8 protein-coding genes and 1 pseudogene are annotated in these 9,580 nt (G+C 68.2%); 6 read left to right on the top strand and 3 right to left on the bottom strand.

Features of this window, described 5'->3' with window-relative positions; genetic code table 11:
- The 4 genes and pseudogenes from EJK15_RS64345 to EJK15_RS64330 all read left to right on the top strand — a co-directional run.
- Positions 1-311 (top strand): annotated as a pseudogene (locus EJK15_RS64345) (serine hydrolase domain-containing protein); the annotation flags it as partial.
- Positions 312-439: 128 nt separating this feature from the next.
- Positions 440-772, top strand: a complete 333-nt coding sequence (locus EJK15_RS64340; protein ID WP_138720102.1) for an MFS transporter — start codon at positions 440-442, stop codon at positions 770-772.
- Entirely contained in the window at positions 757-1,056 is a 300-nt protein-coding gene (locus EJK15_RS64335; RefSeq protein WP_171075328.1) for an MmyB family transcriptional regulator, read from the top strand. The genes EJK15_RS64340 and EJK15_RS64335 overlap by 16 nt, the downstream gene beginning before the upstream one ends.
- A 485-nt stretch (positions 1,057-1,541) precedes the next feature.
- A complete protein-coding gene (locus EJK15_RS64330; RefSeq protein ID WP_138720101.1) occupies positions 1,542-2,852 on the top strand; it encodes an aspartyl protease family protein in 1,311 nt (436 codons plus the stop codon).
- Between the two features lie 322 nt (positions 2,853-3,174).
- Here the strand turns inward: EJK15_RS64330 and EJK15_RS64325 are convergent, their stop codons facing one another.
- Together EJK15_RS64325 and EJK15_RS64320 are read right to left on the bottom strand one after the other, a co-directional pair.
- Positions 3,175-3,474 (bottom strand): hypothetical protein, encoded by a 300-nt coding sequence (locus tag EJK15_RS64325; protein WP_138720100.1) that lies wholly within the window; start codon positions 3,472-3,474, stop codon positions 3,175-3,177.
- 260 nt (positions 3,475-3,734) lie between these two features.
- Positions 3,735-4,166, bottom strand: coding sequence for a PLL family lectin (locus EJK15_RS64320; RefSeq protein ID WP_138720099.1), 432 nt, complete (start codon positions 4,164-4,166; stop codon positions 3,735-3,737).
- Between the two features lie 348 nt (positions 4,167-4,514).
- Between EJK15_RS64320 and EJK15_RS75865 the strand changes: the two genes are divergently transcribed.
- Positions 4,515-4,994 (top strand): tautomerase family protein, encoded by a 480-nt coding sequence (locus tag EJK15_RS75865; RefSeq protein ID WP_206062149.1) that lies wholly within the window; start codon positions 4,515-4,517, stop codon positions 4,992-4,994.
- 500 nt (positions 4,995-5,494) lie between these two features.
- Positions 5,495-6,610, top strand: a complete 1,116-nt coding sequence (locus tag EJK15_RS64310; protein ID WP_138720097.1) for a hypothetical protein — start codon at positions 5,495-5,497, stop codon at positions 6,608-6,610.
- A 463-nt stretch (positions 6,611-7,073) separates the two neighbouring features.
- Here the strand turns inward: EJK15_RS64310 and EJK15_RS64305 are convergent.
- A partial coding sequence (locus EJK15_RS64305) for an ATP-binding protein (protein WP_138720096.1) occupies positions 7,074-9,580 on the bottom strand: 2,507 nt, incomplete at its 5' end.

Below are 9,580 nucleotides of genomic sequence, written 5' to 3'. Positions count from 1 at the left end.
CCTTCGCCCCGGCGGCGACCCCGCCCCCGGTTGACATGACGGAGCTGGTGGGCGCCTACAAGCGCGAGGGCGTCCTCACCACCATCACCCAACAGGACGACGGAGCCGCACGCATCCGGTATGAGTTCGTGGACGGCATGAAGGACTTCTCCCTACCGCTGGAGGCGGACCTGACGCCGGTGTCGCAGACGGTGTTCGCCGCCTCCGGCGGGCCTTTCGGCGACAACTACATCCCGGTGGTGTTCTCCACCCTGACCAACGGCACTCCCTGCGTGTACGTCAGCATGCGCTGCACGCCCAAGATCGCCTGACCTCGACCGTCCCAGCATCGCCCCGGCTCCTTCCAGTCCGCTCACATCGGAGAGCCGGGGTGCTGCGGGCGCCGGTTGCCGGGGCGTGCTGCTCAGGTCGCCCCGAACCCCCTTGAACGGAGCTCCTCATGCCGCACCTGCGCCGCTGGTGGATCCTCGGTGTCCTGTGCACGGTCCTGCTCGTGATCAGTGTCGACAACATGATCCTCAACCTTGCCGTCCCCTCCCTGATGCGGGATCTGGGATCCACCCCGGCCGATGTCCAGTGGATCCTCGACGCCTACATCCTCGTCTTCGCCGGGTTCCTGATCACCGCGGGCAGCCTGTCGGACCGTTTCGGCCGCCGCCGCTTCCTCATCATGGGCCTGACCATCCTGGGCACGGCGTCGGTCTTGGCAACACTGGCCGAGACCACCCGGACCACACCCGCTCCCAGGCAGCCCGCCTGCGGGCCGCGCTGACAGCCGGCAGCGACGTCGACCGAGCCGCCCGTATGGTCGCCGAACTCCACGAAATCAGCCCCGAGTTCGTCCGCGTGTGGGAACTCGGGGAGGTCGCCCAGCGCTATGAGGAGTCCAAGACCATCCTCCACTCCCACCTCGGCCGTATCGACGTCGACGCCCAGGTCCTGTGCACCCAAGACCGCACGCAGACCCTGGTGGTGCTGGCCGCCCGACCCGGCACCGACAGCCAGGGAAAGCTCGAACTGCTCTCCGTCATAGGACACCAGCAGCTCACCCCCTAACCGGCCTGTCGGTAACGAGGCTGTCATGAAGTACATGCGTTTCAGTTTGCCCAGCTCAGATGGGTTGCACCGACCCAGCGGAACAGAGGTTCCACGGGGCCTCGGCTGCGTCGAGCACCACCACTGACCTGCACCGGGCTGATCGCGTGTACTTGGTGACACGAGTCTTAGTGCGCCGTCTGCCGCATGTCTCGGTTTATCGACGGCTGCCACCGTCGGTTGCGGCCGTGACACAACCATGACACGGCGCGGAGGAGGCAGAGACACGGCTGGCCGACAGTGGACGGGGTCGGCCGGCGGGCGAGTTACGGAGCGCGCTGCGAAGCGATTCGGCCGCCCGCATCGGGACGACGCTGTACCGCCCGGGTGGCCTTGGCACCACGGCGTCGCCCTCATCAAGCAGGGCGGGACGAACCGGCCGGAGGTGTTGTGCCCGTCCGTCGGACAGAAAGTCACGGCGAAGGTGATCACGAAAAGGAGAAGGCGTGGCTGATGACAGGCAATGGGATCGGCGTTCGCTGCTGCGGGGCGCCGCCGTGCTGGCCGGTTCCGCCGCGGCCGCGCCGCTGCTGGGCGGCGCGGCCACCGCGCTGGCCGGCAGCGCTGACGCGGACGCGCTGTTCAAAGCCGGCAAGTTCGAGCAGGCCGGCCGCGCGTACGAGGAGGTCCTGAAGCAAGACCCCAAGAACCTGCGCGCGGCTCGCCAACGCGGCTATGTCGGGCTGCTGTCCAACCGGTTCCCCGACGCTGAAAAATACCTCAAAATGGCCCTCTCCCTGGCGCTCGACGACCAAGAGGCCAACCGGTTCCTGGCCGACTGCTACATCCGGCAGGACAAGCTCGCCCTCTCCGCACCCCACTGGCAAGCGGCCGGCTGGGGAACCTATGCCAAGTGGTTCGCGGCATTCTCCGGCGAGCCGTATCAGGTCCACGGTGACGCCGCGGTGCTGCCCTGGACGCAGATGGACCCGATACCGCTGGTAGAGGGGATTTCGATCAACGGCGGACCGGCGAAGAAGTTCACGTTCTACACCGGCGCCCCGTCGCTGGGCGTATCGGCGACGGTGGCCAAGGAGGCCGGCCTGAACCCCGTCTTCAGCGAGGAGACGGAGTACCTGAACGGCACCATATGGGCGCACTATGGGGTACTGGACTCCTTCAAGGTGGGCGGCATCGAACTGCGCAACCTCCCCGTGAGCTGGTCGGCGACGGAGTCGGGCGAAGATGTCGACACCGACAGCGACGGCATCATCGGCATGTGGGTCTTCTACCACCTGCTGACCACCTTCGACTACGCGGGCCAGCAGCTGATCCTGCGGCGCAGCACCCCCGAAACGGCCGGCAAGGCACGCGCCGCCGCCAAGCGGGCGGGCGCCGAGCCCCTGCCGATGTGGCTGGCCCGTGATCACCAGCTGCACAGCAGGGCCAGCATCGCCGGCGCCGTCGACTCCGGCCCAGTGGTGGCGGGCCTGTCCATCGGCGGAAGCGGCGAGAGCGCCGCGATGATGTTCGGGGAGACGGCCGAGAAGTTGCGGATCCGCAGCGACTATGACCGCCCGATCCAGACCTTCGGCCACAGCCACGCAGCCGTCGCCTACCCCTGCTACCCGAAGGAGATCCGAGTCGGCGCCGCCGCCGCCCAGGAGGTCTACTGCAACATGAACCCCAAGGCATCGCTCACCCCCTACGGGTTCGACCTGCCGGTCACCTTCTTCCACGCCTTCTACAAGCCCTACAACCTCACCCTCGACTTCACCGGCATGAACCTCTACATCGCCCGCGGTCCGGCCAACTGATCACCCCGACCGCACGGGCGTCATAGGAGCTGCCGGCTCCTACAGGCGACGGGGAAGGGCGAACCAGACGCCCTTCCCCGTCGCCCGGTGCCGCACCCGGGCGCCGCAGTAGCCATGCGCGGCCGGAGCCCAGCGAGTCGTGTCCCAGCTCAGGCGCGGTTTGGCGGTTCGTCGCATGGTTCTTAACGGCACCCCGGCTTGGCGGTCGCGGGCGAGGGCCTGGACCAGGGGGCGTGGCGGCGCTGGGCGGCGCGGCGGTCGCTCACCCGTAGCACCGGCGCGAGGGCCTCCCAGGTGACGGCGGCGTCGCGGGCGGCGGCGATCAGGTCGGGCTCGACGTCGCCAGCCAGTCGCGCAGGTCGGCCAGCAGGGTCAGGGCGGCCAGGGCCTCATCGCCGGAGGGCCGCGGGCTGTACTGGGAGCGGTACGGGCTGGTCAGGTTGTGGACGTTGGTGATATTCCCGGCGTCGTGCGTGGCGTTCCCGGACGGCACGAAGCGCGTGTTCGGGCTCTCCTCGCTCAGGAAGCGGCGGGCGTCGTACGGAGCGGTCAGGTCGTAGGCGGGCCGCACGGTCACGTCCCCTTCATGGTCGCCGGTGGCGTCGTCTTGATGATGACGCATGTGTCATCGCCACGATGACACTTTGCGGCCGACGACGTCCGCAGGCGCGCTGTGCGCGGGCAGCGGGGATGGCGCGCGAGCCCCGGGTTCGGGTGCACGGGCTCGCGCGCGCCTGCGCGTAGGAGCAAAGTAGCCGATCGTCGGCGTGTCCGGGAGTCCGCGGCTGGTGGTGGAGGCGTTCGACGCCTGGGTGTAGTAGGCGCCCGATCCTCAGGGAGTCGTGCCATGAGGATCAGGCGTCCGCTCGGTGAAGCGGCGGGTCAGCAGTAGGCCCACTCGTTTTGCGATGGCCACCAATAGCCCACCGTGTAGGCGTCGTACCACTTGCAGTACCAAACGCCGTCTGTGCCCACGACCTCGAGACGAAGGCATTGACGGCCTTGATAGGTGCAGTTGTAGGGGTAGATCTGGCTGCGCGCTTCACCGCCCAGACCTACCCAACTCTCGTACCAGGGGCCGTTGATGGAGGTCTGCCAGGTGTGTAGTGGCACGCTGTTCTGGTCGACGATGAAGATGTGGCCGCGGCCTTGGAAGCTGTGCTCGATGTAGCCGTATTCGCAGATGTACGTGAACGGCAGGCCCGGTAGATCCCAGTTGTTCTCAGTTTCGGGGGTCTCGCACAACGTGATGGCTGATGCGGGAGCTGCCATGACAGCGGCTGGGGCAGCCACCACAAGGAGCATGACAGTCACGATCCGGATCAGAAGGCGTATGCCTGCCCGGCTTTTCGTCGCGGTTCTGCGCACGATCTTCCCTTCCGAGAGAGGGTTCTGCCCCGATCCTGATTAGCGTGCGTTGCCTTGTCCAGAACATTCGACTGCGGTCGAAAGACGCAGGTCACGCGCATGCCAGGTCGCTGTGGGCGGGCAGCCTCAAATGCTCCGGCCTACGATGACGCGACGTCTGCCCCAAGCTGGCCTGCCATCCACATCGGCGTCGGCAGTGGAGGCGTTCGACGTCTGGGTGTGACCCTCACTGGCCTGGAGCGACATTAGCCCCCCGATTCGGGATGATCCGCCGCGCATCTACCCACATCGGCCATCGGGGGGCGGCGGTATGGGACTTGTCCGAATGGCTACGCCGTACAACACGCAGTCGGCATCGTCATCGCACACCTACAGCTTCGGGTCGGTCGGCTACGGCCATCGCATCATGTTGTTCGTCAACTCGTACGCGGGCGTGTCCGGCATCTCCGGCAGCTACGAAGAACACGAGTCACGCTCTTCCACGAGGTCCCGCGGGCATCGTTTCTGGTCGGGGGAGTACCTTCGGACGACACCGTGCGCGTCGTGATCGAGCACATCGCCCGCCATGCTGAGGATTCCGGCCTGCGCGAGCGGATGAGCGAGGCCCTGGGTCGCCTGCTGGCCGCGCATACCGGCGACCGCGGGCTGCACTGCGAGTTCCACATCGACGAGACCCCGCGGGATCTGTGGATGATCGACGGGTTGTGCCCGCCCCCGACGGGTTCGGAGGCGGAGCAGCTCTGGGCGCAGGACAACCGGCCCGTGCCCTACTGATCACGCGCACCGATCAGGCCGCTCCCGAGATCGAGGGCCCCTCGGTGATCAACCGGACGGTTTCGCCATGCTCGCCCGCAGCGCCAGCCCAGGCGGAAAAACTCGCTCCGTGGTCGAGTCGAGCTCGGCCATTGTCCACAGCAGGAACGGCAATCCTCGTCCTCCAGCGCACCAACTGAGCCGTCGTGTGGGGAACGGATGAACATGGCAGAGGGGCAACCCTCTGAGCTGCGACCTGACAAGATCCTCTGTTCGAACTCCTGCGCGACAGGCCGAATCAACATGGGGTGCCGGTAAGAAGCATGTCATGAGCCCCAAACGGCGTTGATCTTGCTGTGACTCGCCTGATCAATGCTGGTGGTCATGAAACACGCCCGATGCACATCGACGAGCTGGTCGAGCGCTGGACGATCCTGGACGAAGAGCGCGACCCCAACACCGGGAAACGGTACGCCACGCGGCTCGGCTACGCGATCCTGCGTCTTGCGTAAGGGGGCGGCATGAGGCGCCTCGCGATGATCTGTCTCGTCGGCCTTTGCGTGGTGCTCGCCGTACAAGCGTGGCCTGAGGGAGAACCGGATCCGCCGCCGACGGTACAGCCGGCGGAACGGCTGCCCGTGTTGCCAGGCAGGAAGGCGCCACGCCTGGACTATGCGGTGTTGTACGACCCGGGGGTTATCCGGGAACCCGCGGCCGCGCACCATTCCTGGAGAGCGGGGAGCGGCTCCGGTCAGGAATGGCGGATCGAGGAGGCTCTCGGCTTCGTTCCCAAGGACGGTGGGCAGGCGGTGTCGCCCCTCGCCATCAGCGACGGCGGCCGGCGCCTCGCCTATCTCCGTCGTTCCGACCGTGCCCTGGTTGTCAAAGACCTCGCCAGTGGGGCAGTCAAGCTGGTCTCCACCAGGGCGTACCGGCCCGCCGACGATCCATGGAACGTCGAGTTGGCCTTCCACGGGGACGGCGAGCTGCTGTTCGCGTGGAACGCCCACCGCGGGAGCGAGTTGATCGATCTGTCGTCGAAGGCGCGCCTCCACCTCGGCACGGAGTTTGCCCATGACCTTTTGGAGGCGCGCGCGGACGGTGGCCGTGTCACCCTGTTGAGCGGCAAGGAACTGCAGGTCCGGGAGAACTGGAGGTCTCCGTTCACGGTGGCCCACCGCGAAGGCGATGCCGAGGACGGCACGTACCCCGTGGTGCTGGGCGATGAAGCAGTGAGCGTCGTCCGACTGAGAGACGTGGAACATCTGCGCTACCAGCTGAAGAGAGTGGATCTCCGGCACCCTGCCCACCGGGTCACGTTCGCCGATCTCGCGCTGCCGTACGACCTGGAGACCGTCAACGCGATCCGCCCCCTCGGTCGCGACAACGTGCTGCTCCGCGCCGAGCGGAGCCGGACCTGGCCCGATCACGGCCACCCGCCTGGACCGTGCGACTGGGAGGAGTTCTACATCGTCGATCTGAAGACAGGGGCCATCAGGTGGGCCGAGTACCGGGCGGCCGAGATCTGGGGAATGGAGGGAAAGCACATCAAAAGGCAGGCCTACGCACGGGACTTCGTGCCCAAGCCGGTCGCAGAACGCCCCGTACCGCCCCCCGACCGCGAGCGCTGCCTCTGATTCGGCGCGCAGCCAGGAAACGAGATCCGGGCCGGATGGGACGAAGTGGGTCAGAGCTCAAGCAGCATCAGGATCTCCTCCCGATCATCACCGGTTGAGAGCCAAGCCAGGGTGAGCTCGGCAGCGGCGACGATGCCGCCCTGCGAGCGTCGACCACGAAAGTCGACGCGGCGGTGTGCTTTACGTCGGCGCGGACCTTGACCACGCACGCCGGGCTGCAGACCCTGCGCCGCCGTGGAGCAGCAAGATCAACGCCGTTTGGGGCTCATGACACGTTTCTTACCAGCACCCCATGTTGCCGGCGGCGGCCAGATGGTCGCGCCAGGCGCTCACCTCGCGCGGGGTGACGGCCGAGAGTCGGTCGTGCCCGAGGCCGCCCGTGATCCAGGCGCTGAAGCGCTGCAGATGCCGGGAGATCTTGGCGGTGACCTCCGCGGAGCGCTACCTCGTCGCCGCAGAGCTTCTACCGGTGGGGCCAATACAATCGTGCACCAGTGGGACCCCCGGCCGCGGTCGAGCGCAGCTCAGTGTCGGCGAGCTGGGCGCGGACATAACTGGCGTCGGGGTGAGCGAGCTCATCGAGAATGATGAGGGCTTGCCGCCAGCTGTCGCGGGCGGTGTCGTGATCGCCGCTGGTGTGGTGGGTGTTGCCGAGCCGGATCAGCGCCTCGACTTCGCCGATGCGATCGCCCAGGTCCAGGTGCAGTTTGAGCGCCTGCTGGTGACAGCGTTTGGCCAGGTCGTACTGACCGAGGTGGTGGTGTGCGTAGCCGAGACCGTCGAGGGATGCGGCCTGACCGTTGAGGTCGTCGAGTTCCTGGAACAGGGTGAGGGCTCGGCGGCAGTACACGAGCGCTCGGTTGTGGTGTCCGAGTAAGGCGTGGCAGTTGCCGACCCCGTTGAGCGCCTTGGCGTGTCCGGGGCGGTGGCCGGCGGCTCGGAACAGGTCGAGGGCTTGCTCGGCGTGGTCGAGCGCCTCCTTATAGCGACCTTGTCGTGACAGGGCCCAGGTGAGCTCGTGATGTGCGTGCGCCTGGCCGGGCCGATCGGCGAGATCGGCGGCCAGGCCGAGGGCCTGCGCAGCGTGTGTGTGGGCGCGGTCAAAGCGGCCGAGCAGGGTGAAGGCGCGGCTGAGGTGGCGGTGGGCGTGGGCCTGTCCGCGAGGATCGGCCAGTCGGCGCGAGGCGTCCAGGGCGGCCTGTTCGACGGTGGCCCAGTCGAGAAGCAGGCCGCGCCATCGCAGGAATGGGCTCAGCGTCCAGGCCAGGTGCCGCACATCTTCGTCGTGCCCCTTGGCGGCCGCCTGCTCCACGGTCGCGAGCAGCACGGGGTGTTCGACGGTGAACCAGGTCCGTGCTTGTTCGGGCCCGGCGATCGCCTCGGCGCTCACCCCCGGCGCGGCGGGGGCGTGTGCGATCGGGCGTCGGCGCGGGGCCAGTAGCAGCGTCGCGGCGTGAGCGGTGTGCCGGTAGTCGTCGAGCAACCGGCGGAACGCTTCCTGCCGGTCGTGTTCGGTGTCGATGGCGTGGACGAGCTCGACCGTGTAGGCGCGGAGCAGGTCGTGCAGGGTGTACCGGCCGGGCTTGTGTTCGACGAGCAGGTGCGCGCCGGCCAGTTCGGCCAGCAGCGGCCGGACCTCGTGCACGGCCACGCCGGCCAGGCTGGCCGCGGCGGGTGGGGCGATGTCCGGGCCGGTGAGCACCCCCAGGAACCGGAACAACCGCGCGGCTGCGGGGCTCAGCGCATCGTAGGACCAGGAGAACACCGCCCGCGGATCGGTGGCCGGGTCTTGACCGGCCAGGGCAGCGAGCCGATTGCGCGCGTCGCGCAGTTCGCCGGCCAGCGCGGTGAGGGGGAAGCCCGGGTGGGTGGCGGCTCGGGCGGCCACGATGACAAGGGCGAGAGGCAGCCCCGCACACCGGGCGATGATCTCATCCACCACGTGGGGCTCGGCTGCTATCCGCGCCGGCCCGAGGCGGTGGACCAGCAACTCGCGTGCCTCGGCGTCGGACAGCGGATCCAGCCGCAGCGGGTGGGCGCCCTCCGCGGCGACCAGGCCGGAGAGCTGGCTGCGGCTGGTCACCACCACGAGGCAGCCTGGTGCGCCGGGCAGCAGCGGACGGACCTGCTCGGCGTCGCGGGCGTTGTCCAGCACCACCAGCATCCGCCGGTCCGCCAGCAGGCTGCGGTACAGGGCGGCCTGCCCGTCCGGGTCGGGCGGGACACGGTCCGGCGCTACCCCCAGCGCATCGAGGAATCCGGCCAGCGCCTCCGCCGCGCCGACGCAGGACCCGCTCGGGTCGAAGCCCCTCAGGTTCGCGTATAACTGCCCGTCACCGAATCGGTGGCGCACCCGGTGCGCCCAATGCATGGCCAGTGCGGTCTTGCCCACCCCGGCGATACCGGCGATCACCGAGACCCGTACCCGGACCTGATCGTCGGATCCCAGCATGTCGTCCAGCCGCTTGAGGTATCCGGTGCGGCCGGCGAACACCGGCACCCCCGCCGGGAGCTGCGCCGGCTGCGGACGCTCCGATCCATCAACATCCCGTGGCTGTTGTACGGGCCTGCGCACTGAGAGAACCGTCGGCACGGGGTCCGGCGCGCCGACTGCGAGAGTGACCGCTTCTCCGCGGAGGATGGCCGTGTGCAGTGAACGCAGCTCGGGACCGGGCTGGGCGCCGAGCTCGTCGTCGATTCGCCGGCACGCCCTTGCGTAAACCTCCAGAGCTTCGGCACCACGGCCAGCCAGGCTCAGAGCCTGCATCAACCGGGCCACCAAGGACTCCGCCAGCGGGTAGTGGACGATCAGCTCCTCGAGGCGTTCGATCACCGGCGAGTGCCGGCCCAGTTCCAGCTCGGCCTCGGCCCAGTCGGTCAACGCACCCAGCCGCTGCTGCCGGAGCCCCTCGCGGACCCGCGCCGCCCACCCCCTGTCTCTTATACACCTCTCCGAGCCCACGAGCCCCT

The sequence above is a fragment of the Nonomuraea basaltis genome, assembly GCF_005893125.1.
Classification (GTDB): domain Bacteria; phylum Actinomycetota; class Actinomycetes; order Streptosporangiales; family Streptosporangiaceae; genus Nonomuraea; species Nonomuraea basaltis.
The sequence above is the reverse complement of the archived record's forward strand: the minus strand, read 5'-3'. Positions and strand labels throughout refer to the sequence as shown.